This is a genomic window from Ectothiorhodospira sp. 9100, assembly GCF_022227565.1.
GTDB classification, from domain to species: domain Bacteria; phylum Pseudomonadota; class Gammaproteobacteria; order Ectothiorhodospirales; family Ectothiorhodospiraceae; genus Ectothiorhodospira; species Ectothiorhodospira marina.
Window position 1 is genome coordinate 33,811 of the sequence record NZ_JAJNAN010000003.1, and the last position, 25,806, is coordinate 59,616.

Annotated in this window: 25 protein-coding genes; 17 read left to right on the forward strand and 8 right to left on the reverse strand. The window is 63.0% G+C overall.

The genetic code is table 11. The annotated features are described in order from the left end of the window. Positions 1-87: 87 nt before the first annotated feature. The 3 genes from LPW29_RS01745 to LPW29_RS01755 all read right to left on the reverse strand — a co-directional run bounded on the left by LPW29_RS01745 (position 88) and on the right by LPW29_RS01755 (position 3,203). On the reverse strand, positions 88-810 hold the full coding sequence (locus LPW29_RS01745; protein ID WP_238626556.1) for an FHA domain-containing protein: 723 nt from the start codon (positions 808-810) through the stop codon (positions 88-90). Positions 811-820: 10 nt separating this feature from the next. Further along, a complete protein-coding gene (locus LPW29_RS01750; RefSeq protein ID WP_238626557.1) occupies positions 821-1,639 on the reverse strand; it encodes a Stp1/IreP family PP2C-type Ser/Thr phosphatase in 819 nt (272 codons plus the stop codon). A 121-nt stretch (positions 1,640-1,760) separates the two neighbouring features. After that, positions 1,761-3,203 (reverse strand): LysM peptidoglycan-binding domain-containing protein, encoded by a 1,443-nt coding sequence (locus LPW29_RS01755; RefSeq protein ID WP_238626558.1) that lies wholly within the window; start codon positions 3,201-3,203, stop codon positions 1,761-1,763. 90 nt (positions 3,204-3,293) lie between these two features. Here LPW29_RS01755 and LPW29_RS01760 point away from each other — a divergent pair, with 90 nt between their 5' ends. Genes LPW29_RS01760 through dnaQ form a run of 3 tightly spaced genes read left to right on the forward strand, consistent with a single transcriptional unit; the run spans position 3,294 to position 5,269 of the window. After that, positions 3,294-4,052, forward strand: a complete 759-nt coding sequence (locus LPW29_RS01760) for a class I SAM-dependent methyltransferase (RefSeq protein WP_090249377.1) — start codon at positions 3,294-3,296, stop codon at positions 4,050-4,052. Further along, positions 4,045-4,500, forward strand: coding sequence for a ribonuclease HI (gene rnhA, locus LPW29_RS01765; RefSeq protein ID WP_238626559.1), 456 nt, complete (start codon positions 4,045-4,047; stop codon positions 4,498-4,500). Before LPW29_RS01760 ends, rnhA begins: the two co-directional genes overlap by 8 nt. Before the next feature lie 55 nt (positions 4,501-4,555). Further along, positions 4,556-5,269, forward strand: a complete 714-nt coding sequence (gene dnaQ, locus LPW29_RS01770) for a DNA polymerase III subunit epsilon (protein WP_238626560.1) — start codon at positions 4,556-4,558, stop codon at positions 5,267-5,269. Between the two features lie 4 nt (positions 5,270-5,273). Here dnaQ and smpB read toward each other — a convergent pair whose 3' ends face one another. Continuing rightward, positions 5,274-5,750 (reverse strand): SsrA-binding protein SmpB, encoded by a 477-nt coding sequence (gene smpB / locus LPW29_RS01775; protein WP_238626561.1) that lies wholly within the window; start codon positions 5,748-5,750, stop codon positions 5,274-5,276. 96 nt (positions 5,751-5,846) lie between these two features. Here smpB and LPW29_RS01780 point away from each other — a divergent pair, with 96 nt between their 5' ends. The 3 genes from LPW29_RS01780 to LPW29_RS01790 are packed head-to-tail and all read left to right on the forward strand — an operon-like array spanning position 5,847 to position 7,971. Continuing rightward, positions 5,847-7,238, forward strand: coding sequence for a sodium-dependent transporter (locus tag LPW29_RS01780; protein WP_090249389.1), 1,392 nt, complete (start codon positions 5,847-5,849; stop codon positions 7,236-7,238). 15 nt (positions 7,239-7,253) lie between these two features. Continuing rightward, entirely contained in the window at positions 7,254-7,691 is a 438-nt protein-coding gene (locus LPW29_RS01785; RefSeq protein WP_090249393.1) for a type II toxin-antitoxin system RatA family toxin, read from the forward strand. Beyond that, positions 7,681-7,971, forward strand: coding sequence for an RnfH family protein (locus LPW29_RS01790; protein WP_177169785.1), 291 nt, complete (start codon positions 7,681-7,683; stop codon positions 7,969-7,971). The genes LPW29_RS01785 and LPW29_RS01790 overlap by 11 nt, the downstream gene beginning before the upstream one ends. Positions 7,972-7,986: 15 nt before the next feature. Here the strand turns inward: LPW29_RS01790 and LPW29_RS01795 are convergent, their stop codons facing one another. Beyond that, complete coding sequence (locus LPW29_RS01795; protein ID WP_090249396.1) at positions 7,987-8,316, reverse strand: outer membrane protein assembly factor BamE; 330 nt, start codon at positions 8,314-8,316, stop codon at positions 7,987-7,989. A gap of 107 nt (positions 8,317-8,423) precedes the next feature. Here LPW29_RS01795 and fur point away from each other — a divergent pair, with 107 nt between their 5' ends. After that, the gene (gene fur, locus LPW29_RS01800) at positions 8,424-8,861 is read left to right on the forward strand and encodes a ferric iron uptake transcriptional regulator (RefSeq protein ID WP_090249399.1); all 438 of its coding nucleotides are present in this window, start codon (positions 8,424-8,426) and stop codon (positions 8,859-8,861) included. A 6-nt stretch (positions 8,862-8,867) separates the two neighbouring features. On the opposite strand, the gene recN is transcribed toward fur, so the two are convergent. Together recN and LPW29_RS01810 are read right to left on the reverse strand one after the other, a co-directional pair. Next, the gene (gene recN / locus LPW29_RS01805) at positions 8,868-10,556 is read right to left on the reverse strand and encodes a DNA repair protein RecN (RefSeq protein ID WP_238626562.1); all 1,689 of its coding nucleotides are present in this window, start codon (positions 10,554-10,556) and stop codon (positions 8,868-8,870) included. Between the two features lie 66 nt (positions 10,557-10,622). Next, positions 10,623-11,504, reverse strand: coding sequence for an NAD(+) kinase (locus LPW29_RS01810; protein WP_090249405.1), 882 nt, complete (start codon positions 11,502-11,504; stop codon positions 10,623-10,625). A 149-nt stretch (positions 11,505-11,653) separates the two neighbouring features. On the opposite strand from LPW29_RS01810, the gene hrcA reads away from it, so the two are divergent. From hrcA to greA, 8 genes are all read left to right on the forward strand, one after another. Continuing rightward, positions 11,654-12,712 carry a heat-inducible transcriptional repressor HrcA gene (hrcA, locus tag LPW29_RS01815; protein ID WP_090249408.1) on the forward strand — a complete coding sequence of 353 codons (1,059 nt, stop codon included), beginning with the start codon at positions 11,654-11,656 and terminating at the stop codon, positions 12,710-12,712. 52 nt (positions 12,713-12,764) lie between these two features. Then, a complete protein-coding gene (gene grpE / locus LPW29_RS01820; RefSeq protein ID WP_090249411.1) occupies positions 12,765-13,352 on the forward strand; it encodes a nucleotide exchange factor GrpE in 588 nt (195 codons plus the stop codon). Between the two features lie 115 nt (positions 13,353-13,467). Next, positions 13,468-15,414, forward strand: coding sequence for a molecular chaperone DnaK (gene dnaK / locus LPW29_RS01825; protein ID WP_238626563.1), 1,947 nt, complete (start codon positions 13,468-13,470; stop codon positions 15,412-15,414). Between the two features lie 129 nt (positions 15,415-15,543). Further along, entirely contained in the window at positions 15,544-16,704 is a 1,161-nt protein-coding gene (dnaJ, locus tag LPW29_RS01830) for a molecular chaperone DnaJ (RefSeq protein ID WP_238626564.1), read from the forward strand. Beyond that, on the forward strand, positions 16,701-17,510 hold the full coding sequence (gene dapB / locus LPW29_RS01835; RefSeq protein WP_238626565.1) for a 4-hydroxy-tetrahydrodipicolinate reductase: 810 nt from the start codon (positions 16,701-16,703) through the stop codon (positions 17,508-17,510). Before dnaJ ends, dapB begins: the two co-directional genes overlap by 4 nt. A 148-nt stretch (positions 17,511-17,658) precedes the next feature. Further along, complete coding sequence (gene carA, locus LPW29_RS01840; protein WP_090249421.1) at positions 17,659-18,795, forward strand: glutamine-hydrolyzing carbamoyl-phosphate synthase small subunit; 1,137 nt, start codon at positions 17,659-17,661, stop codon at positions 18,793-18,795. Between the two features lie 85 nt (positions 18,796-18,880). Further along, the gene (carB, locus tag LPW29_RS01845) at positions 18,881-22,105 is read left to right on the forward strand and encodes a carbamoyl-phosphate synthase large subunit (protein WP_238626566.1); all 3,225 of its coding nucleotides are present in this window, start codon (positions 18,881-18,883) and stop codon (positions 22,103-22,105) included. Then, positions 22,102-22,578 carry a transcription elongation factor GreA gene (gene greA / locus LPW29_RS01850; RefSeq protein WP_090249427.1) on the forward strand — a complete coding sequence of 159 codons (477 nt, stop codon included), beginning with the start codon at positions 22,102-22,104 and terminating at the stop codon, positions 22,576-22,578. The genes carB and greA overlap by 4 nt, the downstream gene beginning before the upstream one ends. Before the next feature lie 166 nt (positions 22,579-22,744). On the opposite strand, the gene yhbY is transcribed toward greA, so the two are convergent. Further along, complete coding sequence (yhbY, locus tag LPW29_RS01855) at positions 22,745-23,035, reverse strand: ribosome assembly RNA-binding protein YhbY (RefSeq protein WP_238626567.1); 291 nt, start codon at positions 23,033-23,035, stop codon at positions 22,745-22,747. A 140-nt stretch (positions 23,036-23,175) separates the two neighbouring features. Between yhbY and rlmE the strand changes: the two genes are divergently transcribed. Together rlmE and ftsH are read left to right on the forward strand one after the other, a co-directional pair. Next, the gene (gene rlmE / locus LPW29_RS01860; RefSeq protein WP_238626568.1) at positions 23,176-23,811 is read left to right on the forward strand and encodes a 23S rRNA (uridine(2552)-2'-O)-methyltransferase RlmE; all 636 of its coding nucleotides are present in this window, start codon (positions 23,176-23,178) and stop codon (positions 23,809-23,811) included. Positions 23,812-23,857: 46 nt separating this feature from the next. Further along, complete coding sequence (gene ftsH / locus LPW29_RS01865) at positions 23,858-25,792, forward strand: ATP-dependent zinc metalloprotease FtsH (protein ID WP_255705327.1); 1,935 nt, start codon at positions 23,858-23,860, stop codon at positions 25,790-25,792. Positions 25,793-25,806 lie beyond the last annotated feature (14 nt).

Below are 25,806 nucleotides of genomic sequence, written 5' to 3' on the forward strand. Positions count from 1 at the left end.
AACAGATTCGTCAGGGTGGCCGCCTGACCAGGCCCGCCCAGGGTGATGACCACCACTAGGCCAGGAGTCGTGCCATGGGGGGGCCGGTCAGTGATGTGGGCTCAGCGTGGATCGGTCGATGAACTCCATGCTCACGCCGGCGATTTCGATCACGTCCTGGTGCTGCAGTGCCCGGGCGTGGGAACCCAGATCCTCGCCATTGAGGCGAGGGGGGTGGGGATGGCTGCCTCCCTCTATGCGGGTAATATGAAAGTGGTCGCCACGACGACTGATGGCAGCCACCTGCACGCCGGGACTGCCAATGGTGGTCAGCGCCTTGTTCAGCGGCCATTCCCGCCCGGCCTGGGCGCCCGTGAGCACCTGCAGGCAGGCGCCATGGGTGGGCGGCGTGCGCCCCGGTGTCCGGGTCGCACCGACGCCGGTTCCACCCGATGCGGCGGTGTCGGTGCGGGTGCTGATGATCAGGGTCTCGTCCGGCGGGTCGGCAGCCTCTTCCTCGGTCATGTCCTCCGGCGGGATGCGGGTGAACAGCAGTTCGTGGCTGCCAATGGCGATCCTGTCACCCTCGAGCAGCACTCGCTTGCGGATGGGCAGGTCATTGACCAGGGTGCCGTTGGTGCTGTTCAGATCCTCCAGGATCATGTCATTGAGCAGCGGTATCAGCTGGGCGTGGTATCCACTGACGGCCAGATTGTCCAGACGGATGTCATTGTCCGGGCGGCGGCCGATGGTGATGGGCTTGCTACCCAGGGGCACCGTCCCCCTGAGGGTGTCGCCGGTGCTGATGATCAGTCGGGGAAGTGACTTCATGGCCATGAGTTCACCGTCGCAGACCCAGGAGTCGGTGATACCAGCGACCCTGCGGCCGCGAGGCCGTCGGGATGCACCCAATCAGGACCGAGATATTGTCTCGGCCTCCCGACTCGTTGGCGTGTCGCACCAGTTCTCGCGTGGCCTCTTGGAGATGGGTCTGATGCCGGCGCAGGATATCCTCGATGATGGCATCCTCCAGCATGTCGTTGAGGCCGTCGGAACAGAGCAGGTAGAGGTCACCCGGCATGACGGGTTCCTGACGAATGTCCACCGCGACGGTGGAGTCGATGCCCAGGGCACGGGTGACCAGATTACGGTTCAGTGAGGTTCGCGCCTGATCGGCGTTGCACAGGCCTCGATCCACCAGTTCCTGGATGAGGGTGTGATCAACGGTCATCTGTTCCAGTTGGCCGTTGCGAAAGCGATAGATCCGCGAGTCCCCCACATGGGCGAGGATGATTGTTCCGGGGCGCAGCAGGGCCACCGCCAGGGTGGTGCCCATGCCGGTGTTGCGCACATCATCGGCCGCGGCCTCATGAATGGCCCGGTTGGCCTGGATGATGGCCTCGCGCACCTGCAGGCTGGTTTCGTCGGTGCCTTTCCCCTGGGCATTGCCCCCGACCCGACCCAGGGCCTGGCGCAATTCCCCAAGAATGGTGTCCACGGCCATGCGGCTGGCCACATCCCCCCCGGAATGACCGCCCATGCCATCGGCAAGCACCATCAGGCCCAGTTCTGCGTCCTCGCCGATGGCATCCTCGTTTCTTGCCCGGGTGCGACCCGGGTCGGTACAGCCGGCAATCTGCAGCGTGTCTTTCTGGGTCATTCGGGTTGTCGCCGCCTGGTCGCGGTGAGTTGGGTCAGGGAGGCTTCAGGATAGCCCCGCCCGTTTCCCGATGCCATCGGAGAATGGAGCAAAAGGTGGTAATCCGTGGAATGGTCGGCCTTCAGGCAGAGACCGTATCACCGCCGGTGCGGATGATCAGGGTCTGACCCGGGCGCAGGATGTCGGCGGTGGACAATTCATTCCAGCGCGCCAGATCCCGGACCGTGACACCATGATGTCGAGCCACATGCCAGAGGGTGTCGCCGGGCTGCACTGTGTATTCCACCTGGCGGGTCGGCTCGTTGCCGCGGGTGGCGGAGGCGGTGGCCTGTGGGTGGGCATCCGGTGTGGCCGGGGAGGGAATCAGCAGGTGATCACCGGCGCGGATCAGGGTGCCTTGCAGACTGTTGACCTCCTTGAGCGTGCCCACGGTGACGTTGTACCGCGCGGCGATGCGGCCTAGATTCTCGCCCGGACGGATGCGATGGCGCTGCCAGGTGACGCGCGCACTGTCATCCAGCCGGCTCAGGCCATCGTGAAAGTCTGCCACGCGGTCCGCTGGCAATAACAGGTGATGCGGGCCACCGGGGGCTGTGGCCCAGCGGTTGAATCCGGGGTTGAGCGTTTGCAGGGTTTCCAGATCCACCCCGGCCAGGTCTGCTGCCACCGCCAGCTCAATCTGTCCCTGGGTGTCCACCACCTGGATGCGGGGTTCATCAGGCACTGGGGCGAGGCCCACCTGATAGCCCTGGGGGTCGCGCACAATGGCCTGCAGGGCCAGCAGGCGAGGGACGTAGTGCTGGGTCTCCCGGGGCAGGTCCAGATGCCAGTAGTCGGCGGGCTTTCCCTGCCGTTCGTTACGGCCGATGGCCCGGCTCACCGTGCCCTGGCCCGCGTTATAGGCGGCCAGGGCCAGCAGCCAGTCATTATCGAAGCGCTCGTGGAGCTGGGTCAGATAGTCCAGGGCTGCCTGGGTGGAGGCATGGACGTCCCGGCGACCGTCATACCACCAGTTGCTGTGCAGGCCGAAGTGGCGGCCAGTGGAAGGGATGAATTGCCAGATGCCCGCCGCTTGACTGGGGGACTGGGCCCTGGGGATGTAGGCGCTCTCGACGATGGGCAGCAGCAACAACTCGGTGGGCAGTCCCCGTGCCTCGATTTCCTCCAGGATGTAGTGCAGATAAGGGGTGGCCCGGGCGGTGACCTGCTCCAGGTAGTGGTCATGTTCCTGGTGCCATTCGATATACCGCAAAACCCGGGGCTCATCCCTGGCATCGGGCATGTTCATGCCCCGTCGCACCCGGGCCCACAGATCATCCTCAATCTCGACTTCGGTCACCGGCTGCGCGCTGATGGCCCGCGCCGCATCGCTTTTCAGAAGTTCCACCTCCGCTTCGGCAGCGGGGTGCTGAAACCTGGGCTGGACCGGTGCCTGAGTGGCGCGAGCCTCTTGCGCGGCCGCTTCCCCGGAGGGGTCCGGGGTCGTCCGCTCGGACAGGCCGGCACAGCCCGTGAGCAGGATGCAGATGCCGGTGGCAACCCCCCGGTGACCGAGCGTTTTCATCTTTATCATAGGCGCGCTAGGATAGCGGGGCCGGTTCCCCCTCTCAACCCTGACTGGCCACTGTCCGCGAAAGTCTCTATCCTCCGCCCTATGTCGCGCGCCCATATCCCCATCGTCGATTGCCAGGATGCACTGCGTCGCTGGTATTCGACGCCCCCCGGGCGAGCACTTCTGGCGGCGCTCCAGGTGCACCTGGAGCGTTTTTTGCCGGAGTTGTTCGGTTTCCATGCCCTGCAACTGGGGCAGGTGGCCCTGGGTGAGGATCTGCTGGCCAGCAGCCGTATCAACCATCGCTTTTGCATGGAATATCGCTCGGGTGAGGGGCATGTGGCGGCCCTGCCGGAGGCCTGGCCGGTGCAGGCTGATTCCCTGGACCTGGTGGTGCTGATGCACACCCTTGAACTGAGTGAGGACCCGCACCAGGTGATGCGGGAAGTCGAGCGTACCCTGTTGCCGGAGGGGAATGTGATCATCGTGGGCTTCAACCCCCTGAGCCCGGTGGGCCTCTGGGAGATGCTCCCCGGTCGTCGTGGCAGCACACCCTGGGCCCGGCCCTGTTACAGTACCGGACGCACGCGGGAATGGTTGTCTTTGCTGGGATTCGAGGTGCTTGCCCGGGCCTATGCGGGGTTCACGCCGCCCGCGGGTGGCACCGGGCTGAAGGAGCGGCTGAGCATTGTCCAGGGTCTGGGGGGGCGCAATCTGCCTTATCTTGGGGGCGCCTATGTCATTCTGGCTCGCAAGCGGGTGTCCACCATGACCCCGATGCGTCCCCGCTGGCGTGCCGTGCGGGGGATGGTCCCCGGTGGTGTGGCAAAACCCTTGTGCAGGAGACGTGATCGTGAGTGAAGTGGTGGAGATCTATACCGACGGCGCCTGTCGAGGCAATCCCGGTCCCGGGGGGTGGGGGGCCGTGTTGCGCTTCAAGGGGAAGGAAAAGCATCTCAAGGGGTCGGAGGCAATGACCACCAATAACCGCATGGAGTTGATGGCCGCCATCCAGGCCCTGGAAACCCTCAAACGCCCCTGCCAGGTCGCCCTGACCACCGATTCACAGTATGTGAAGAACGGCGTCAACCAGTGGATGCCCAACTGGAAAAAACGCCAGTGGCGCACGGCCGGTGGCCAGCCGGTGAAGAATCAGGATCTCTGGCAACGTCTGGATGCCGCCGGCGCGTTGCATCAGGTGAGCTGGCACTGGGTGCGTGGTCACACCGGTCACCCTGAAAACGAGTTGGCCGATACATTGGCCAATCAGGCCATTGACGAGATGAAGGCGGGTGCGCTGGCCGGGTGAACCGGCGCCCGTAAAGCACGCGGCATCGCGCCGTACAAGCCTGACCGAGAGACCCATGCAGAACGATACCCCCGCACGCCAGATCGTCCTCGACACCGAAACCACCGGCCTGGAGCCGGCTCAGGGGCACCGAATCATCGAGATCGGTTGCGTGGAGATGGTCAAGCGCCGCCTGACCCGGCAGCACTATCACCAGTATCTGCAGCCGGATCGGGAGGTGGATGCGGGTGCCGAGGAGGTCCATGGCATCAGCAATGCGTTTCTGGCCGACAAGCCTCGCTTCGCCGATGTGGTGGAAGACTTCCTCGACTTCATCCGTGGCGCCGAACTGATCATCCACAACGCCCCCTTCGACGTAGGGTTCATCAACCACGAGTTGAAGCTGCTGGGGAAAGACCGGGGGTGCGTGGAGGATTACTGTACGGTCACTGACTCCCTGGTGATGGCCAGGAAGATGCACCCGGGCCAGCGCAACAGCCTGGATGCCCTGTGCAAGCGTTACCAGATCGATAATTCCGGTCGCGAACTCCACGGGGCCCTGCTGGATGCCCGCATACTGGCGGATGTCTACCTGGCCATGACCGGCGGGCAGAAAACCCTGTTGTTAGGGGGAGAGTCGGAAGAGGCGACTTCAACGGGACCTGTCGAAGCGGCCATCCGCCGCCTGTCCGCCGACCGGCCCCGGCTCGCGGTGCCGCGGGCCAGCGAACAGGAGCTCGAGGCCCACCAGCGCGTGCTGGACAAGCTGGGGGTTGAAGCGCGCTGGTAAGCCTTCAGCCGGTCTTGAGTACCCGCGCCTTCTCCCGCTGCCAGTCCCGCTCCTTTTCCACGGCCCGCTTGTCGTGGGCCTTCTTGCCCTTGGCCAGGCCGATCTCCAGCTTTGCCCGACCCCGTTTCCAATACAGGGCCAGCGGCACGACCGTGTAACCACGGCGTTCCACCAGACCGATGAGCTTGCTCAGTTCTGCGCCGTGCAACAGCAGCTTCCGGGTGCGGGACGGGTCCGGGTTGATGTGGGTGGAGGCCGTGGTGAGTGGGCTGATATGGGCCCCGAACAGCCAGGCCTCGCCGCGCTTGATCAGGACGTAGCTCTCACTGAGCTGCGCCCGTCCGGCACGCATGCTCTTGACCTCCCAGCCCTCAAGCACCAGGCCCGCCTCCAGGCGATCCTCGATGAAATAGTCGTGTCTGGCCTTCTTGTTCAGGGCGATGGTACTGCCGCCCCCCTGGTTTTTTTGTTTCTTGCTCATGCGGGCGATTATAAACGAGGGGGCCCTCCTCGGGGTGAGACGTTGAGGCCAGAGCCGAATTTCATCAAAATGAGCCTCAAATCCGGAGGATCAACAATGAGAAGAGAAACCTCGATACACGGGCAGTGGTCGTCCAAGCTGGTCTTCGTGCTGGCGGCCACCGGCTCGGCAGTGGGGCTGGGGAATATCTGGCGGTTTCCGTACATTGCCGGGGACAATGGCGGCGCGGCCTTTGTGCTCATCTACCTGGCATGCATTCTGGCCATCGGGCTGCCCATCATGGTCGCGGAGATCGCCCTGGGGCGGAGGGGTCGGCAAAGCCCCATCAACACCATGACCACCCTGGCGCGGGAAGAAGGATTGAGTCGTTTCTGGGGCATGGTAGGTTGGCTGGGCGTGGCGGCTGGTTTCATGATCCTGTCCTTCTACAGCGTCATCGCCGGATGGTCGCTGTCTTATGTGTTTCGTGCCGCGGGCGGCGCCTTCTCCGGGCTGGATACGGACGGCGTAAAGGCCTTGTTTGATGGCCTGGTGGCCGATCCGGAGCGTCTTCTGGCCTGGCACACCATTTTCATGGCAATGAATGTGCTGGTGGTGGCCAGGGGGGTGCGTTCAGGCCTTGAGCAGGCGGTGAAACTCCTGATGCCGGCCCTCTTCGTCTTATTGCTGGTCATGGTGGGCTATGCCTACACCCTGGGCCACTTTGGTGAGGCCCTGCGCTTCCTGTTCCAGCCCGATTTCAGCAAGGTGACCGGGGATACCATCCTGCTGGCCATGGGGCAGTCATTCTTTACCTTGAGCCTGGGTATGGGAGCCATCATGATCTACGGCTCCTACCTGAGTTCCCGGGCCTCCATTGCCCGGACATCGACCGCTGTGGTGGCTGCCGACACAGCGGTCGCGTTGCTGGCCGGCCTGGCCATCTTCCCCATCGTCTTCGCCAGTGGCCTGGCCGCCGATGCGGGGCCGGGTCTGATCTTCATGACTTTGCCCCTGGCCTTCGCGGAGATGCCCTTCGGCATCTTTTTCGGCACCCTGTTCTTCGTGCTGCTGGTGATGGCTGCCTGGACCTCGTCCATTTCCCTGATGGAACCGGCGGTGGCCTGGCTCTCGGAAAACCGGGATATTGACCGCCCGGTGGCAGCGGTGATCGTCGGCGCCGTGGCCTGGCTGCTGGGGGTCGGGACGTTGTTATCCTTCAACCTGTGGTCCGCCGGTATCGGCTTCCATGTCTCCTGGGGTGGGGAGATGATCTACATTGGTGGCACGCTGTTCGAGATCCTGGAATACCTGACCATGAACATCCTGCTGCCCCTGGGAGGATTGCTGATCGCCCTGTTCGTGGGCTGGCGCATGACCCGGCGCTCGGTGGAGGATGAATTGGGCATCAGCTCCCGGGTGATTTTTGGGGCGTGGTATTATTTGCTGCGCTTCGCGGCGCCCATCGGTATCCTGCTGGTGTTCCTCAAAGCGGTCAATCTTATCTAATGCCAGAGGAGTCTCATGCCTTCCATCAGTCGTCAGGCCATCGTGCCGCACACGCCTCAGGAGATGTTCGACCTGGTGAACGACGTCAAGGCGTATCCGGCCTTCCTGCCCGGGTGCCGTTCCTCGGCGGTGCTCTCAGCCGATGAGGACGAGATCAAGGCGTCCATCGAGTTGGCCAAGGGGGCGGTGCGCAAATCGTTCACCACGCGCAATCGTCTGCAGCGAAACAAGATGATCGAAATGCGCCTGGTGGACGGTCCCTTCCGTCACCTGGAGGGGTTCTGGCGGTTTGATGCCCTGAGTGAGGGGGCCACGCGGGTCTCTCTGGACCTGGAGTTCGAGTTCTCCAACCGCATCATGAGTACCGTGATCGGGCCGGTGTTCCACCAGGTGGCCAACAGCCTGGTGGATTCTTTTGTGAAACGTGCTCGGGAGGTCTACGGTGCCCGCTGACAATGCATCGGGTCTGCGCGTGGAAGTGGCCTATGCCCGGCCGGAGAAGCAGGTGGTGCTGGAGGTCTCCCTGCCGAAAGAGGCCACGGTGGAAGAGGCCATTCGGGAATCAGGCATTCTGGAGCAGTGTCCGGAGATCGACCTGTCCAGCAACAAGGTGGGGGTGTACGGCAAGCTGGCCAAGCTCAATGCGCCCCTGCGGGACCGGGACCGGGTGGAAATCTATCGGCCACTGATCGCCGACCCCAAGGCCGTACGCAAGCAGCGGGCCGCCAAGTAGCGGCCCGCTTCAGCATCATGGGTAGATGCCGGTATCGCTGATCTGGCTCACTTGCCCCTGTTCAAAGAACACTGTCAGGCGTCGGCGTTCCACAGGGCCATCCCCGGGGTTGAGGTAATAGACGTAGTCCCAACGCCGGTCCCCCTGGAAGGGATCCTTGAGCACGGGTTCCCCCAGCAGGAAGCGCACCTGGCGTGGCGTCATGCCCTCCTGGAGTTGTTCCACCTGATCTTCGTTGAGGGCATTGCCCTGTTGCACGTCCGGCTCGAAAACCGAGAACAGCCCGCCGCCGCAACCCTGCAGCAGGCCGGCGATGAGGATAGAATAGAGAATCAGTCTTGCCATGATTGCTTCCAGTAAGCCGTGAATTGCAAGATGGGTCCCGTCCCGAACACCATACAGCGCGGAATTCTACACCAAGCCAGGGTGTAGCCCCGCATGGAGAATCCCCCGTGGAAACCCAAAACCTCAAAAAGGCCGGACTCAAGGTGACGTTGCCCAGGGTCAAGATCCTGCAGATCCTGGAGAAGGAGGAAGATCACCACATGAGCGCGGAGGCCATCTACCGGGAATTGCTGGAGGCCGGGGAGGAAATCGGTCTGGCCACCGTGTACCGGGTGTTGACCCAGTTCGAGGCCGCCGGTCTGGTGACTCGCCATCACTTTGAAGGCAATCAGGCGGTGTTTGAACTTGAGCGTGGTCGTCATCATGACCACATCGTCTGCGTTAAATGTGGGCGCGTGGATGAATTCGTGGATCCCATCATTGAGGAGCGCCAGCGGGCCATTGCCGACCGTCTGGGCTATACCATCAAGGATCACGCCCTGATCATTTATGGTGAATGCAGCCAGAGCCCGTGCCCCTGCGACAAGGACGGGGAAGACGAGTAGGGCGCATCAGGGATGGGACGACGGTTTCGTTGGCCCCACCCGGTCGACCATCTCTGCTGCGTGGGCCAGGGTCTGATCGGTGATCTCCACGCCGCCGAGCATGCGGGCCAGTTCCCTGATGCGGTTGTCGTCCACCAGGGGCTGGATGTGCGTTGCGGTGTGATCCCGGCCCTTGTGCTTGCTGACCTGCAGGTGATGATGGGCCTGTGCCGCCACCTGGGGCAGGTGGGTCACGCACAGCACCTGACGGTATTCCCCCAGGGCCCGCAACTGCCGACCCACCACCTCGGCCACCGCGCCACCGATGCCGGTATCCACCTCATCGAAGATGAGGGTGGCCGTGGGTAGGGCGCGGGCAGCAATCATCTGGATGGCCAGACTGATGCGTGAAAGCTCTCCCCCGGAAGCCACCCGGGCCAGGGGCTGAACCGGCTGGCCGGGATTGGCACTGACCTGGAAGCTGACCTGATCGGTCCCCTGCGCGGTGGGCTCGGCCTTGGTCTGTGTCTCCACATGGCACTGGAAACATCCGCCCTCCATCCCCAGACCCTGCATCGCCTCAGTGACCGCACGAGAAAGCCGGTCGGCGGCCTTGCGACGGGACTGGTGCAGGGCCTGGGCCACCTTGCGGCACTCCGCCAGGGCCTGATCGACCGCCTGACGCAACTCATCCAGGTTGCCCATCCCTTCTTCCAGATCGGTCAATTCGGCCTGCATCTGTTCCAGCACCAGGGGAAGCGCCTGCGGTTCCACCCGGTGTTTGCGGGCGAGATCCTGGATGGCCGCCATGCGCGATTCCACGAATTCCAGGCGCGCCGGGTCCATCTCCAGGCCGTCGGCATAGCGACGGAGCCAGTCTGCCGCTTCGCGGATCTGGATGTGGGCGGTGGCCAGCAGGTCGCGGGGTTCGTCCAGGCGGGCGTCCAGTGTCTGGCCCTGTTCCAGTTCTCCGGTAAAGTGTCCGATGAGGGACTCGGCGCTGCCATCGCGCTCATACAGGGCCTGGTAGGCGGATTCCGCCAATTCCATGAGTTTCCCGGCATGCGCCAGTCGGCCATGTTCCTCCTCCAGTTGTGACCATTCGTCCGGGCCCAGTGCCAGTGCCTCAAGTTCATCCACCTGAAACCGCAGCAGGTCCCGGCGGGAATCCCGGGCCTGGCTGTCCTCGCTCAGATCGGCCAGGCGCCGGGCCAGCTTTTGCCACTGGGCGTGGTGCTGGCGCATGGCCGCCAGCCGCTTGGGATGGTCGGCGTATTCATCCAGGATGCGTCTTTGCACCTCCTTGCGCAGCAGTGACTGATGGGCGTGCTGGCCGTGGATATCCACCAGCATCTCGCCCAGGGTCTTGAGGGATTGCAGGGTGGCGGGGCTGCCATTGATCCAGGCCCGGCTCTTGCCGTCGCGGTTGACCACCCGGCGCAGCAGGCATTCACCGCTTTCCATGCCCTGTTCCTCCAACCAGGCGGAAGCTGCCGCCTCGTTGCCGATCTCGATCTGGACGCTCACTTCGGCGCGCTGCGCCCCGTGTCGCACCGTGCCGCTGTCGGCCCGGTCCCCCAGGACAAGGCCCAGGGCATCCACCAGGATGGATTTACCGGCACCGGTCTCGCCAGTGAGGGCGGTCATGCCATCGCACAGGTCCAGCGAGAGTTCATCAACGATGGCGAAGTCACGGATATGGATGTGGGTGAGCATGGCCTCGGGTGTCCGCTGTCAGGTTCGTCCTATTGTAATCACATACAGTAGTGCCGCGCACCCGGCTCAGGGTTGCTCACCCCAGCCCAGCTTCACCCGAAGGATCTGCAGATAGTCGTAACCGGTGGGGTGGATCAGGTGCAGCTTGCGCGGTTTGCTCTCGATGATGATACGGTCCAGCGGTTCCATGTCGATGGTGTCCTGACCATCCAGGGCGGCCTGGGCTCGGGTGCGGCTGTGCTCGTTGACGGCGATCTCGATGCGGGCGCCGGCCGGCACCACCAGGGGGCGGTTGCTCAGGCCGTGGGGGCAGATGGGGACCAGCACCACGGCTTCCAGGCAAGGGGAAAGGATGGGGCCGCCTCCGGAAAGTGCATAGGCGGTGGAACCGGTGGGGGTGGCCACCACCATGCCGTCGGCCCGCTGGGTATTCACGAAGCGTCCATTGATCCAGGTGTCGAATTCGATCATGCGTACCACGTCGCGGATATGCATCACCACGTCATTCAGGGCGTCCCCTTCCGCCACCACCTGATCGCCACGCATGACGCGGGCAGTGAGCATGTGACGGTCATCCTCCACGTAGAGCCCCGAGAGGATCTCGTCCAGTCGGCCCAGCATCTCGTGGGGAGAGACGTCCACCAAAAAGCCCAGTCGCCCCGCGTTGATGCCCAGTAGGGGCACGCCGGTGTCCACCAGGGTGCGGGCCGCTGCCAGAAAGGTGCCATCTCCCCCGGCGATGATGGCCAGGTCGGCACGGGCAGCAATCTGTTCCCGGGAGGCCGTTTCGCAGCCAACGGTGTCGCTCAGCCAGGGAATGGCGCTGCTGTCGAGCAGGATATGTCGCTGATGATGCCGAAGATGTGACACCAGGGCATCGAGGATGTCGGCGAGTGGCTGGTCGCCGGTCTTGGCAATGATGCCAATGGTTTGAAAATGCTGGTTCATGGCCGGATTATGGTGGAAATCCTGCCGGGAGGGTATGGGCCCAGGTCCATGCGCGATCAATAGTGGGGGCCGGGGGTTTCTTGACAGCAGGGGGCGCAGGAGTAACATGCGGACCTGGCACTCTACCCTGATGAGTGCCAAGGTGGCCCATGAAGACGTCCCACACTTCGAATTCGCAGCTTCTCAATGATCGCGCCCGCCGCCTGCTGCGGGCGTTGGTGGAGAGCTATGTCCGCGAAGGTCAGCCGGTGGGGTCGCGCACCCTGGCGCGCACTGCGGGTCTGGACCTGAGTCCTGCCTCGATTCGCAACGTGATGTCGGATCTGGAGGAAATGGGGCTGGTCAGTTCGCCGCACACCTCGGCCGGTCGCGTGCCCACGGCCCAGGGATATCGCTTGTTCGTGGATTCTCTCCTGGAGGTCAAGCCTCTGGATAGTCATGAGGTGCGCATCCTCAAGGAGCGTCTGAATCCGGAGCTGGACACCAAATCGCTGGTGGAGTCCGCCTCGGACCTGCTCTCCGCCGTGACGCAGATGGCCGGCATGGTGCGGGTGCCACGGCGGGATCATGCTGCCCTCATGCAGATCGAGTTTCTCAAGCTGTCCGGTCGCCAGGTGCTTGCCATTCTGGTGATGAACAAGAACGAGGTGCAAAACCGCATCCTGCAGCTGGACCGGGAATATTCCCACAGCGAGTTGCAGCAGATGGCCAACTATCTCAATGAACATCTGGCGGGACTGGATCTGCGCCAGGCCCGCGAGCAGGTGCTGCGGGAGATGAAGGCGGTGCGTGAACACATGAACACGATGATGCTGGCCGCCATCGAGCTGGGTGAGCAGGTCTTCAGCGACCAGGAACAGGATGACCAGGTGGTGTTCACGGGGCAGATTCACCTGATGGACTACGCCGAACTGTCCAGCGTGGACAAGCTGCGCAGCCTGTTCGAGGCCTTCACCGAGAAACGGGACCTGCTCACCCTGCTGGATACCTGTATCAGCGCCCAGGGAGTGCAGATCTTCATTGGCCAGGAGTCGGGCCACAAGGTGCTGGATGACTGCAGTGTGGTCACGGCCCCCTACAACGTGGGGGGGCAGGTGGTGGGGGTGCTGGGCGTGATCGGTCCCACCCGCATGGCCTACGAGCGCATCATTCCGGTGGTGGACATCACCGCGAAGTTATTGGGCGCGGCCTTGAATTCCCGGAATTGAATCCCACATTGGTGGCAACACACCAGTCACGTAATAGCCGAGCGGAGTTTTCATGGCGAACGACGAACACAAAGAAGATGCGCAGGCCGCCGAGGACACTGCGCCCACGCAGGAACAGCAGACGGAATTCAATCCAGCCACGCTGCTCAAGCAGTTGGAAGAATCCCAGAACGAAGCCCGGGAGTACTGGGACAAACTGGTGCGCAGCCAGGCGGAGCTGGAAAACCTGCGCAAGCGCATGAAGCGCGATGTGGAGCAGGCCCACAAGTACGCCCTGGAGAAGTTCGCTGGCGAACTGCTGCCGGTGCGCGACAGCCTGGAAATGGGGCTGGACGCGGCCCAGGGCGAGGCGGATGTGAACAAGATCCGCGAGGGCACCGAGTTGACCTTGAAGATGCTCGTGCAGGCCATGTCCAAGCACGGGGTTCAGGAATTGAATCCCGAGGGTGAGCGCTTCGACCCGGAGCAGCATCAGGCCATGTCCATGCAGGAGAACGCCGAGCTGGAACCCAATACGGTGATCACGGTGATGCAGAAAGGCTACATCCTCAATGACCGTTTGCTGCGCCCCGCCATGGTGATCGTCAGCCGGGCCCCGGCCTCGGAGCCACCCGCGTCGCAGGATCCGAATGCCGGGTAATGAAGCCATCGCACAATGAAAGCGTCAGGGGTTGAAAAGCCCGGGAGTGCCCCCACCTTCCGGGTAGTCCTGACGAATACCGTCTTGAAAGTCATTTGAAATCTGGAGAATCACCATGGGTAAAACAATTGGTATCGACCTGGGAACCACCAATTCCTGCGTCGCCTTGATGGAAGGTGGAAAAGCCAAGGTCATTGAGAATTCTGAAGGTGGGCGCACCACACCCTCCATTGTGGCCTTCGCCGAAGACGGCGAGGTGCTGGTGGGACAATCCGCCAAGCGCCAGGCGGTGACCAACCCCACCAACACCCTGTTTGCGGTCAAGCGTCTGATCGGGCGGCGTTTCGAGGAGCCCGAGGTGCAAAAGGACATCAACATGGTGCCCTACAAGATCATGAAGGCGGACAACAATGACGCCTGGGTGGAAGTGCGCGGCAAGAAGATGGCCCCGCCCGAGATCTCCGCACGCGTGCTGCAGAAGATGAAGAAGACCGCCGAGGACTATCTGGGCGAGCCGGTCACCGAGGCGGTGATCACGGTGCCGGCCTACTTCAACGATTCCCAGCGCCAGGCCACCAAGGATGCGGGCAAGATCGCCGGTCTGGAAGTGAAGCGCATCATCAATGAGCCCACTGCGGCGGCCCTGGCCTATGGCCTGGACAAGAGTCGCGGTGATAGCAAGGTGGCCGTGTACGACCTGGGCGGTGGCACCTTTGACATCTCCATTATCGAGATTGCCGAGGTGGACGGTGAGCATCAGTTCGAGGTGCTGGCCACCAACGGTGACACCTTCCTGGGCGGTGAGGACTTTGATACCCGCCTGATCGATTACCTGGCCTCCGAGTTCAAGAAGGAGCAGGGTATCGATCTCAAGGGCGACCCGCTGGCCATGCAGCGTCTCAAGGAAGCCGCCGAGAAGGCCAAGATCGAATTGTCCTCCAGCCAGCAGACCGACGTGAACCTGCCCTATATCACGGCGGACAACACCGGGCCCAAGCACCTCAACATCAAGGTGTCCCGGGCGAAGATGGAATCCCTGGTGGAAGAACTCATCAAGCGCACCATCGAGCCCTGCAAGGTGGCGCTGAAGGATGCCGGTCTGTCGGTATCCGAAGTGGATGATGTCATCCTCGTGGGCGGTCAGACCCGCATGCCCAAGGTCCAGGAGGCGGTGAAGGACTTCTTCGGTAAGGAGCCGCGTCGCGATGTGAACCCGGACGAGGCCGTGGCCGTGGGCGCCGCCATCCAGGGGGGCGTGCTGGGTGGCGACGTCAAGGACGTGCTGCTGCTGGACGTGACGCCATTGTCCCTGGGCATCGAAACCCTGGGCGGGGTGATGACCAAGCTCATCGAGAAGAACACCACCATCCCCACCAAGGCGAATCAGGTGTTTTCCACCGCCGAGGACAACCAGACAGCGGTCACCGTGCACGTGTTGCAGGGTGAGCGTGAGCAGGCTGGCGCCAACAAGTCCCTGGGACGCTTCGATCTCACGGACATCCCGCCTGCGCCGCGCGGTGTGCCGCAGATCGAGGTCACCTTCGACATCGATGCCAACGGCATCCTCAACGTGTCCGCCAAGGACAAGGCCACCGGCCGCGAGCAGTCCATCGTCATCAAGGCCTCTTCCGGTCTGAGTGAGGATGAGATTGACAAGATGGTCAAGGATGCAGAGGCCCACGCCGAGGAGGACAAGCGCTTCCACGAACTGGTGGGCGTGCGCAACCAGGCCGACAACCTGATCCACTCGGTGGAGAAGACCCTCTCCGACATGGGTGAGCAGGTAGAGGCCGATGAGAAGAGCAGTATCGAATCGGCCCTGGGTGAGCTGCGTGAGGCCATGAAGGGCGATAACAAGGAGGATATCGAGGCCAAGACGCAGAAGTTGACCGAGGTCTCCGGTAAACTGGCTGAACGCATGTATGCTCAGCAGGCCGGCCAGGGGGGCGCTGAGGGTGCCACCGGCGGTGCCGGTGAGCCATCCGGTGGCCAGGGACAGCAGTCCGCCCAGGATGACGTGGTGGACGCCGAGTTCGAGGAAGTGGACGACAAGAAGAAGTAAACCCGCGCAGGGGGCCGCCGCTTTGGCGGTCCCGTGTCAGGCAATCAAGGTCCGCTGGCCATCTTTGTCTCCACCCGGGGAGGAAGGCGGCCTGCGGGCTTTACCGTTTCTGAGTGACCCACGGTAATCATGGCAAAACGCGACTATTACGAAGTCCTGGGGGTGGCGAAGAACGCCAGCGAGGACGCGCTCAAAAAGGCCTTCCGGCGGATGGCCATGAAATATCACCCGGATCGCAATCCCGGTGACAAGCAGGCGGAGGACCGTTTCAAGGAGGCCCGTGAGGCCTACGAGGTGCTCTCCGATGCCCGCAAGCGGGCTGCCTATGACCAGTTCGGTCACGCCGGCGTGGATGGGGTCCGCGGTGGCGGAGGTGGCGGAGGTGGCGGTGGGGCTGGTGGTGGCAGCTTCAGCGATATCTTCGAGGACATCTTTGGCGATATCTTTGGTACCAGCGCCCGGGGCGGTGGTGGCAGTGGCGCCTTCCGCGGATCCGATCTCCAGTACAACCTGGAGATGACCCTCGAGGAGGCGGTGTTCGGTACGGACGTGAAGATTCGCGTGCCCACCCTGTCCACCTGTCAGGCCTGCAATGGCAGTGGCGCCGCGCCCGGCACCACGCCGGAGACCTGTGACACCTGCGGCGGCATGGGCCGCGTCCGCATGCAGCAGGGGTTTTTCTCCGTGCAGCAGACCTGCCCCCGTTGCCGGGGGACCGGCAAGATCATTCCCAAGCCCTGTGGTACCTGTCGTGGACAGGGTCGTGTGGAAGAGCGCCGCACGCTGACGGTGACCGTGCCACCCGGCGTGGACAGTGGCGACCGCATCCGCCTGTCGGGTGAGGGCGAGGCCGGTATCAATGGCGGCCCGTCCGGGGATCTTTATGTGCAGGTGCATGTGAAGCCCCACCAGATATTTACCCGTAAGGGCAGCGACTTGTACTGCGAGGTGCCCATCAGCTTTGCCACCGCCACCCTGGGTGGCGAACTGGAGATCCCCACCCTCAAGGGTCGGGTCGCCCTGAAGGTTCCACCGGAAACTCAGACCGGGCGGCTGTTCCGGCTGCGGGGCAAGGGGGTGCGTTCGGTGCATGGCGGCGCCGAGGGCGACATGATCTGCAGCGTGAAGCTGGAAACCCCCATCAATCTCACCAAGGAGCAGAAGGAACTGCTGCAGCAGTTCGAGGTCAGCATGAAGGCCGGCGGCGAGCGCCATAGCCCGCAACACGAGGGCTGGCTGGATGGCGTGAAGGGCTTTTTTGAAGATCTGAAATTCTGGAGAAAGTCATGACCCCTGCACGTATCGCCATCGTCGGTGCCGGTGGTCGCATGGGCCGGACCCTGATCGAGGCCGTGGGCCAGGCGCCGGGTCTGGAACTGACCGTGGCCACGGAACAGCCTGAGAGCAGCCTGCTGGGGAGCGATGCCGGAGAACTGGCGGGTCAGGGGCGCCTGGGGGTGGCCCTGGCGTCGGATCTGGCTGCACTGACCGAAGATTTCGACCTGCTCATCGACTTCACGCGGCCAGAAGGCACCCTGGCCCATCTGGAGATCTGCCGTCAGGCAGGACGGGGGATCATCATTGGTACCACCGGCTTCACCGATGAGCAGAAGGCGCGGATCAGCGAGGCGGCCCGGGACATCCCGGTGGTCTTCGCGCCCAACATGAGCGTGGGCGTCAACCTGTGCCTGCAATTGCTGGACATGGCCGCCCGGGTGCTGGGGGATGAGGTGGATGTGGAAGTGGTGGAGGCCCATCACCGCCACAAGGTGGACGCCCCCTCCGGCACGGCCCTGCGCATGGGGGAGGTGGTGGCCTCGGCCCTGGGGCGTGATCTCAAGGACTGCGCCGTCTATGGTCGTGAAGGCGTCACCGGGGAGCGGGATTGTCAAACCATCGGCTTCGAGACCATTCGAGCCGGTGATATCGTCGGCGAGCATACGGTCATGTTTGCCGGCCTGGGGGAGCGGGTGGAGATCACCCACAAGGCCTCCAGCCGCATGACCTTCGCCAAGGGGGCTGCCCGTGCCGCCACTTGGCTGGCGGGGCGCCCGGCCGGGCTTTACGACATGCAGGACGTGCTGGGTCTGCGCTGATGTCAGGGCCTGGCGCCGCGGGGTGGCATTGGACACCCCCAGGCCGGATCCGCTACTATTTCGTCATCCTTACGTTTCTGTCTAATCCCATCCGGGCTGGTCGGGCTGGTCTCGTCCCGCCCCGTCTGTATGCGTGTCGGAGGTCAGCTTGAAAACCACACCCGCCTTGTTGGCATTGGAAGATGGCAGCCTCTTTCACGGTTATGCCGTGGGTGCTGAAGGTCTCACCGTGGGCGAGGTGGTGTTCAACACCGCCATGACCGGCTATCAGGAGATCCTCACCGATCCTTCCTATTCGCGTCAGTTGGTCACGCTCACCTATCCGCACATCGGCAACACCGGGGTCAACCCGGAGGACGAGGAATCCGCCGCGCCCCAGGCAGCCGGGTTGATCGTGCGCCATGTGCCTGCGCGTATGTCCAATTGGCGGGCCACAGAGAGTCTGCCGGATTACCTGGCCCGTCACGGTGTCGTGGCCATCAGTGGCGTGGATACCCGGCGTCTGACCCGTCTGCTGCGTGAAAAGGGTGCCCAGAACGGATGCATCATGGCGGGTGCGGTGGATGCGCAGAAGGCCATCGAGGCTGCCCGGGGCTTTGCCGGGCTCAAGGGCATGGATCTGGCCAAGGAAGTCACCACCCAGGAGAGCTACACCTGGGACGAGGGTACCTGGGTGCTGGGAGAGGGACATCGCAAGGCCCCCGAGGATCAGCCCTACCACGTGGTGGCCTATGATTTTGGTACCAAGCGCAACATTCTGCGCATGCTGGTGGATCGCGGGTGCCGCATCACCGTGGTGCCCGCCAGGACCCCGGCAGCCGAAGTGCTGGCTCTCAAGCCTGATGGCGTGCTGCTTTCCAACGGTCCCGGTGACCCGGAGCCGTGCGATTACGCCATTGCGGCCATCCGGGAGGTGCTGGACCACAAGGAGGTCCCTGTCTTCGGCATCTGCCTGGGCCATCAGCTGCTGGGATTGGCCACGGGCGCTCGCTCCCTGAAGATGAAATTCGGCCACCATGGCGCCAATCATCCGGTCCAGGATCTGGACAGCCAACGGGTGATGATCTCCAGCCAGAACCACGGTTTTGCCCTGGACGATGCCAACCTGCCGGACAACGTGCGACCCACGCACCGCTCCCTGTTCGATGGCACCCTGCAGGGTATTGAGCTTACCGATCGTCCGGCACGCAGTTTTCAGGGACACCCGGAGGCCTCGCCGGGGCCCACCGACGTGGCCCCGGAATTCGACCGGTTCATTGACATGATGAGATCCCGCGCGTCCTGAGGACGCCGGTGGTCTCCGGCTCCGCCAGACCCCATTCGCCCACCGGCGCGCCTGGCGCGCCGCGTTGCCCACGGTAAGACATTCCATGCCCAAGAGAACCGATCTGAAGAGCATCCTGATCCTCGGTGCCGGCCCCATCGTCATCGGCCAGGCCTGCGAGTTCGACTATTCCGGTGCCCAGGCCTGCAAGGCCCTGCGCGAGGAGGGCTACCGGGTGATCCTGGTGAACTCCAACCCGGCCACCATCATGACGGACCCGGAGATGGCCGATGCGGTGTACATCGAGCCGGTGGAATGGAAGACCGTGTCGCGCATCATTGCCCGCGAGAAGCCGGATGCGGTCCTGCCCACCATGGGGGGGCAGACGGCCCTGAACTGTGCCCTGGACCTGGCCAAACATGGCGTACTGGACAAGCATGGGGTCAAACTCATCGGGGCTTCCGAGGATGCCATCGACATGGCCGAGGACCGGCAACGCTTCCGCGAGGCCATGAGCGAGATCGGGCTGGACAGTCCGGTGGCCCACATGGTCAACAGTTGGGAGGAGGCCCAGAGGGTTCAGCCCCAGATCGGCTATCCCATCATCATTCGGCCCTCGTTCACCATGGGGGGCAGCGGTGGCGGCATCGCCTACAACCGCGAGGAATACGAAGACATCGTCAAGCGCGGCCTGGATCTCTCTCCGGTGAACGAGGTGCAGGTGGAGGAGTCCGTTCTGGGGTGGAAGGAGTTCGAGATGGAGGTGGTCCGCGACAAGGCGGACAACTGCATCATCATCTGCTCCATCGAAAACCTGGACCCCATGGGGGTGCATACCGGTGACTCCATCACCGTGGCGCCGGCCCAGACCCTCACCGACAAGGAATACCAGATCATGCGCGACGCCTCCGTGGCGGTGCTGCGCAAGATCGGTGTGGAAACCGGTGGGTCCAACGTGCAGTTTGCCGTGAACCCGGAAAATGGCCGCCTGGTGGTCATCGAGATGAACCCCCGGGTATCCCGCTCCTCGGCCCTGGCCTCCAAGGCCACGGGTTTCCCCATCGCCAAGGTGGCGGCCAAACTGGCCGTGGGCTTTACCCTGGATGAGTTGCGCAACGAGATCACCGGTGGTGTCACGCCGGCGTCGTTTGAGCCCTCCATCGACTACGTGGTCACCAAGATCCCGCGGTTCACCTTCGAGAAATTCCCCAGTGCCGAGGCCAGGCTGACCACGCAGATGAAGTCGGTGGGTGAGGCCATGGCCATCGGTCGGACTTTTCAGGAGTCCTTCCAGAAGGCGCTGCGCAGCCTGGAGACGGGCAACGATGGCCTCAATGGCAAGGTGGACCTGGGTAGCGAGGACGCTGACGCTCAGGTGCGCGCCCGCCTGGCCGATCCCGGCCCGGAACGGATCTGGTATGCCGCCGACGCCTTCCGTTTGGGCTACAGCGTGGAACAGTTGGTGGAGATGACCTGGATCGACCCCTGGTTCCTGGAGCAGATCCAGGAACTGGTGGCGATCGAGCAGTCCCTCAAGGATCGCTCGCTCAAGAGCGTCGATGCCCTGGAGATGTTCCGCCTCAAGCAGTACGGCTTCTCTGACCGCCGTCTGGCCACCCTGCTGAACGAGACCGAGCGCACCGTGCGTGAGTACCGCCACGGCCTCAAGGTCCATCCGGTCTACAAGCGGGTGGATACCTGTGCCGCCGAGTTTGCCTCCACCACGGCCTACATGTATTCCACCTACGAGGAGGAATGCGAGGCCGAGCCCTCGGGTCGGGAAAAGATCATGGTGCTCGGGGGCGGCCCCAACCGCATCGGCCAGGGTATCGAGTTCGACTATTGCTGTGTGCACGCGGCCCTGGCCATGCGTGAGGATGGCTATGAGACCATCATGGTCAATTGCAACCCGGAGACCGTGTCCACTGATTACGATACCTCCGACCGCCTGTTCTTCGAGCCCCTCACCCTGGAGGATGTGCTGGAGATCGTGCATCTGGAGCAGCCCAAGGGGATCATCATCCAGTTCGGTGGCCAGACCCCGCTGAAGCTGGCCCGGGATCTGGAGGCCGCCGGCGCGCCCGTGATCGGCACCACTCCGGACTCCATCGACCTGGCCGAGGACCGGGAGCGTTTCCAGAACCTGATCAATGAACTGGATCTGATTCAGCCGCCCAACCGCACCGCCCGCAGCGTGGAAGAGGCTGTGCGCCACGCCGAGGCCATCGGCTTCCCGGTGGTGGTGCGCCCCTCGTATGTGCTGGGCGGTCGGGCCATGGAGATTGTCTACAACGAGACTGACCTGCGCCGCTACATGCGCGATGCTGTGCAGGTGTCCAATGATGCCCCGGTGCTGCTGGACCGCTTCCTGGATGATGCCGTCGAGGTGGACGTGGACGCCATCAGCGACGGCAAGGAAGTGGTCATCGGCGGCATCATGCAGCATATCGAACAGGCCGGCGTGCACTCCGGTGATTCCGCCTGCTCCTTGCCCCCGTACAGCCTGAGCATGGAGTTGCAGGACGAGATTGCCGAGCAGGTGCGCAAGATGGCCGTGGGCCTGAATGTGGTGGGGCTGATGAACACCCAGTTCGCCGTTCAGGGCGGCAACAAGATCTTCGTGCTGGAGGTGAATCCGCGGGCCTCACGCACCGTGCCCTTCGTCTCCAAGGCCATCGGCATGCCCCTGGCCAAGATCGCCGCGCGCTGCATGGCGGGTCGTAGCCTGGCTGAACAGGGCGTGACCGATGTGATCCGGCCCAAGTATTTCTCCGTGAAGGAGGCGGTGTTCCCGTTCATCAAGTTCCCTGGCGTGGACCCCATCCTGGGCCCCGAAATGAAGTCCACTGGTGAGGTGATGGGTGTGGGTCGTAGCTTCCCCGAGGCCTTCGCCAAGAGTCAGCTGGGCGCGGGTGTGACCCTGCCCACATCAGGCAAGGCCTTCATCAGCGTGCGCGATGCTGACAAGGACGGTATTGCCGATGTGGTGCGTCAATTGGCCGACAAGGGCTTCGAGTTGATCGCCACCCGGGGGACGGCGCAGGTTCTCGAGGACGCCGGCATCGCCTGCAAGCGCATCAATAAGGTAACTGAAGGGCGGCCGCATATCGTCGACATGATCAAGAACGACGAGATCAGTCTGATCATCAATACCACCGAGGGCAGGCAGGCCATTGCCGATTCCTACACGATTCGCCGCGAGGCGCTGCAACACAAGGTGAGCTACACCACCACGCTGGCGGGTGCCTTTGCCACCGTTGAGGCCTTGTCCTTCCTGGACAGTGAGAATGTGTACTGCCTGCAGGACATGCATAAGGAGAACCTGGCATGAGCAAGACGCCGCTGACGGTCCGCGGGGCCGAACTGCTCAAGGCAGAGCTGCAAAAGCTCAAGAGCGAGGATCGCCCCCGGGTGATCGCCGCCATTTCCGAAGCTCGGGCGCACGGCGATCTCAAGGAGAATGCCGAGTATCATGCCGCCCGGGAGCAGCAGGGGTTCATCGAGGGGCGCATCAAGGAACTGGAGGGCAAGCTTTCCAATGCCCAGATCATCGATGTGACCACGCTGAACGCGGGTGGCAAGGTGGTCTTTGGTGCCACGGTGGAACTGCTGGATCTGGATACGGATCAGGAGGTCAAATACCAGATCGTCGGGGACGATGAGGCGGATATCAAGGCGGGCCGAATCTCCGTGAATTCACCCATTGCCCGCGCCCTGATCGGTAAGGAGGAGGGTGACGAGATCACCTTCAATGCCCCGGCGGGGGAAAAGCACTACGAGATCGTCGCCGTCCGGTATGTGTGAGCGCCCCCTCACCCCAACCCCTCTCCCCACGGGGGAGAGGGGCTTCAAAGCGGGGACACCCCCCCCCTTTTTTGCTCCCTTCTCCCCCGCGGGGAGAAGGGCCAGGGATGAGGGGGAGGTAGGCGCGACGCCGATCCTTCCCCCTCATTCTATGGGTGCCTGAGAATCAGGGCAGTTTCACCACCGGTTTCTCCGGATTGCGCCGAAACAGCGTGGCGATGTTGCCGATCCGCTGCACCAGCGCGGCACCGCTGCGCTCGCACATCTGCGTTACCACCTGATCCCTCAGTTCCCGATCGCCCACGCCCACCTTGACCTTGATCAGTTCATGATGGTTCAGGGCGATGTCGAGTTCTTCCAGCACGGCATCGGTCAGGCCGTGCCGGCCGAGGCTGACCACGGGTTTCTTGTCGTGGGCCAGGGCGCGGAGGTGTTTGATCTGCTGTGGGGTGGGCATGGTGGCTACAGGGTTCCGACTAGGATGAACAGGCCGCGCAGTTTGAGGGCTCTCACCTCAACTCTCAAGTAGCTATCCCCCGAGGCGTAACCCATTAGGGTATCCTGAACCGTCATTCCCACTCACAGATTCTGCCAATCATGTCCCGCAGCAAAAGCAGCCAGCGCTGGCTCAAGGAACATTTTAGCGACCCCTATGTGCAGCAGGCCCAGGAAGAGGGTTGGCGCTGTCGCGCCGTATACAAGCTCCAGGAGATCCAGGAGCGGGATCGATTGATCCGGTCGGGGATGCGGGTGCTGGATCTGGGATCGGCGCCCGGAGGATGGAGTCAGTATGCTGCGGGCTTGGTGGGTCGCAAGGGCTGCGTGATTGCCTCGGACATCCTGGAAATGGCACCCCTGGAGGGGGTGACCTTTGTGCAGGGCGATTTTCGCGAGGACGAGGTGCTCGATACCATCCTGGCTGCCATGGGCGCCGAGATGGGAGATGAGCCCGTTGACCTTGTGCTTTCCGATATGGCCCCCAATATCAGTGGAGTGGACGCCGTCGATCAGCCACGTGCCATGTACCTGGCAGAGCTGGCACTGGATACTGCCGGGCGCGTATTGAAACCTGGTGGGGATTTCCTGGTCAAAATCTTCCATGGCGAAGGGTTCGACGCGTACGTGAGGACCCTGCGCGGGCAATTCAACAAGGTGCAGATCCGCAAACCTCAGGCCTCCCGAGCCCGTTCCCGCGAGGTGTATGCGTTGGCCAGGGGCCGCAAACTGGTGTAAGGTCTGTAAAACCAACAGTACACCACGGAATAGTCGAGGTAGACCCTTGAACGAGCTGGTAAAAAACCTGATTATCTGGGCGGTTATCGCAATCGTGCTGATGTCGGTGTTCAATAACTTCACACCGCAGCAGCAGGAAGCCCAGGCCTGGTCCTATTCGGAATTCATCAGCGAGGTGAAGGCCGGACGCATCGATAGTGTCTTTATCGAGGACAAGACCATTGAGGGGCGCACCATCAATGGGGAGCAATTCCGCACCCATACCCCGAATGATCCGGGCCTGATCGGCGACCTGCTCAACAGCAATGTGGAGATCCGCGTCGAAGAGCCCGCCGAGCGGTCGTTGTTGACGGATATCCTCATCAGTTGGTTCCCGTTCCTGTTGCTGATCGGTGTCTGGATCTACTTCATGCGGCAGATGCAGGGTGGTGCCGGCGGTCGCGGTGCCATGTCCTTCGGCAAGAGCAAGGCGCGCATGATGAGCGAGGACCAGGTGAAGATCACCTTCACCGATGTTGCCGGCTGTGACGAGGCCAAGGAAGAGGTCAGCGAGCTGGTGGACTTCCTGCGCGATCCCAGCAAGTTCCAGAAGCTGGGCGGCAAGATCCCCCGCGGTGTGCTCATGGTGGGCTCTCCCGGTACCGGTAAGACCCTGCTGGCCAAGGCCATCGCCGGTGAAGCCAAGGTGCCCTTCTTCAGCATCTCCGGCTCGGACTTCGTGGAGATGTTCGTGGGCGTGGGCGCCTCGCGAGTGCGTGACATGTTCGAGCAGGCCAAGAAGCATGCGCCCTGCATCATCTTCATCGACGAGATCGATGCCGTGGGTCGCCAGCGTGGCGCTGGCATGGGCGGTGGCCATGATGAGCGCGAACAAACACTGAACCAGCTCCTGGTGGAAATGGATGGTTTCGAGGGGACGGAGGGCATCATCGTCATTGCTGCCACCAACCGCCCCGATGTGCTCGACCCGGCATTGCTGCGACCCGGTCGTTTTGACCGCCAGGTGGTGGTGCCCCTGCCGGATGTGCGGGGTCGAGAGCAGATCCTCAAGGTGCACATGCGCAAGGTGCCGGTGGATGACAATGTCCGGGCCGACCTCATCGCCCGTGGCACCCCCGGCTTCTCGGGAGCCGACCTGGCCAACCTGGTCAACGAGGCTGCCCTGTTCGCCGCGCGGGCCAACAAGCGCCTCGTGGAGATGATCGACTTCGAGCGGGCCAAGGACAAGATCATGATGGGCGCCGAGCGCAAGTCCATGGTCATGAGTGAGGACGAGAAGAAGCTCACGGCCTATCATGAAGCGGGTCATGCCATCGTGGGTCGCCTGGTGCCGGAACACGATCCGGTCTACAAGGTGAGCATCATCCCCCGCGGCCGGGCCCTGGGTGTCACCATGTTCCTGCCCGATGAAGACCGCTACAGTCACAGCAAGACGCGACTGGAAAGCCAGATCTGTTCCCTGTTCGGCGGCCGGATCGCGGAGGAAATCATCTTCGGGCCGGACAAGGTGACTACCGGGGCCTCCAACGACATCGAGCGGGCGACCTCCATTGCCCGCAACATGGTGACCAAATGGGGGTTGTCGGATCGCCTGGGTCCGTTGTCCTATGGTGAGGAAGAAGGCGAGGTCTTCCTGGGGCGGCAGGTCACGCAGCACAAGCAGATGTCCGACGAGACGGCGCACGCCATCGATGAGGAGATTCGCCGGGTGATCGATACCAGCTACGAGCGGGCCAAGAGCATCCTGGAGGAACACCTGGAAAAACTGCACACCATGTCGCAGGCGCTCATGAAATACGAGACCATCGATGTGGAGCAGATCAACGACATCATGGAAGGTCGTGAACCCCGGGACCCGGACGGCTGGACCGGCGGGGATGAGCCAGGTTCCGGTGATGGTGATGCCAGTGCTCAGGGCGACGATCAGGGCAAGGACAAGGAAGGCAAGGGCATGATTGGCGGTCCCGCCAGCCAGACCTGAGTCGCTGGGCCGCC

Bases quoted from the DNA above. Each gene is read 5' to 3' on its own strand.
- LPW29_RS01750 (WP_238626557.1), bottom strand. From the start codon at position 1,639: ATGACCCAGAAAGACACGCTGCAGATTGCCGGCTGTACCGACCCGGGT.
- LPW29_RS01785 (WP_090249393.1), top strand. From the start codon at position 7,254: ATGCCTTCCATCAGTCGTCAGGCCATCGTGCCGCACACGCCTCAGGAG.
- grpE (WP_090249411.1), top strand. From the start codon at position 12,765: ATGGCGAACGACGAACACAAAGAAGATGCGCAGGCCGCCGAGGACACT.
- LPW29_RS01760 (WP_090249377.1), top strand. From the start codon at position 3,294: ATGTCGCGCGCCCATATCCCCATCGTCGATTGCCAGGATGCACTGCGT.
- dnaK (WP_238626563.1), top strand. From the start codon at position 13,468: ATGGGTAAAACAATTGGTATCGACCTGGGAACCACCAATTCCTGCGTC.
- dnaQ (WP_238626560.1), top strand. From the start codon at position 4,556: ATGCAGAACGATACCCCCGCACGCCAGATCGTCCTCGACACCGAAACC.
- rlmE (WP_238626568.1), top strand. From the start codon at position 23,176: ATGTCCCGCAGCAAAAGCAGCCAGCGCTGGCTCAAGGAACATTTTAGC.
- smpB (WP_238626561.1), bottom strand. From the start codon at position 5,750: ATGAGCAAGAAACAAAAAAACCAGGGGGGCGGCAGTACCATCGCCCTG.
- LPW29_RS01780 (WP_090249389.1), top strand. From the start codon at position 5,847: ATGAGAAGAGAAACCTCGATACACGGGCAGTGGTCGTCCAAGCTGGTC.
- dnaJ (WP_238626564.1), top strand. From the start codon at position 15,544: ATGGCAAAACGCGACTATTACGAAGTCCTGGGGGTGGCGAAGAACGCC.
- LPW29_RS01795 (WP_090249396.1), bottom strand. From the start codon at position 8,316: ATGGCAAGACTGATTCTCTATTCTATCCTCATCGCCGGCCTGCTGCAG.
- greA (WP_090249427.1), top strand. From the start codon at position 22,102: ATGAGCAAGACGCCGCTGACGGTCCGCGGGGCCGAACTGCTCAAGGCA.
- yhbY (WP_238626567.1), bottom strand. From the start codon at position 23,035: ATGCCCACCCCACAGCAGATCAAACACCTCCGCGCCCTGGCCCACGAC.
- carB (WP_238626566.1), top strand. From the start codon at position 18,881: ATGCCCAAGAGAACCGATCTGAAGAGCATCCTGATCCTCGGTGCCGGC.
- LPW29_RS01745 (WP_238626556.1), bottom strand. From the start codon at position 810: ATGAAGTCACTTCCCCGACTGATCATCAGCACCGGCGACACCCTCAGG.
- recN (WP_238626562.1), bottom strand. From the start codon at position 10,556: ATGCTCACCCACATCCATATCCGTGACTTCGCCATCGTTGATGAACTC.
- LPW29_RS01810 (WP_090249405.1), bottom strand. From the start codon at position 11,504: ATGAACCAGCATTTTCAAACCATTGGCATCATTGCCAAGACCGGCGAC.
- hrcA (WP_090249408.1), top strand. From the start codon at position 11,654: ATGAAGACGTCCCACACTTCGAATTCGCAGCTTCTCAATGATCGCGCC.
- dapB (WP_238626565.1), top strand. From the start codon at position 16,701: ATGACCCCTGCACGTATCGCCATCGTCGGTGCCGGTGGTCGCATGGGC.
- LPW29_RS01755 (WP_238626558.1), bottom strand. From the start codon at position 3,203: ATGAAAACGCTCGGTCACCGGGGGGTTGCCACCGGCATCTGCATCCTG.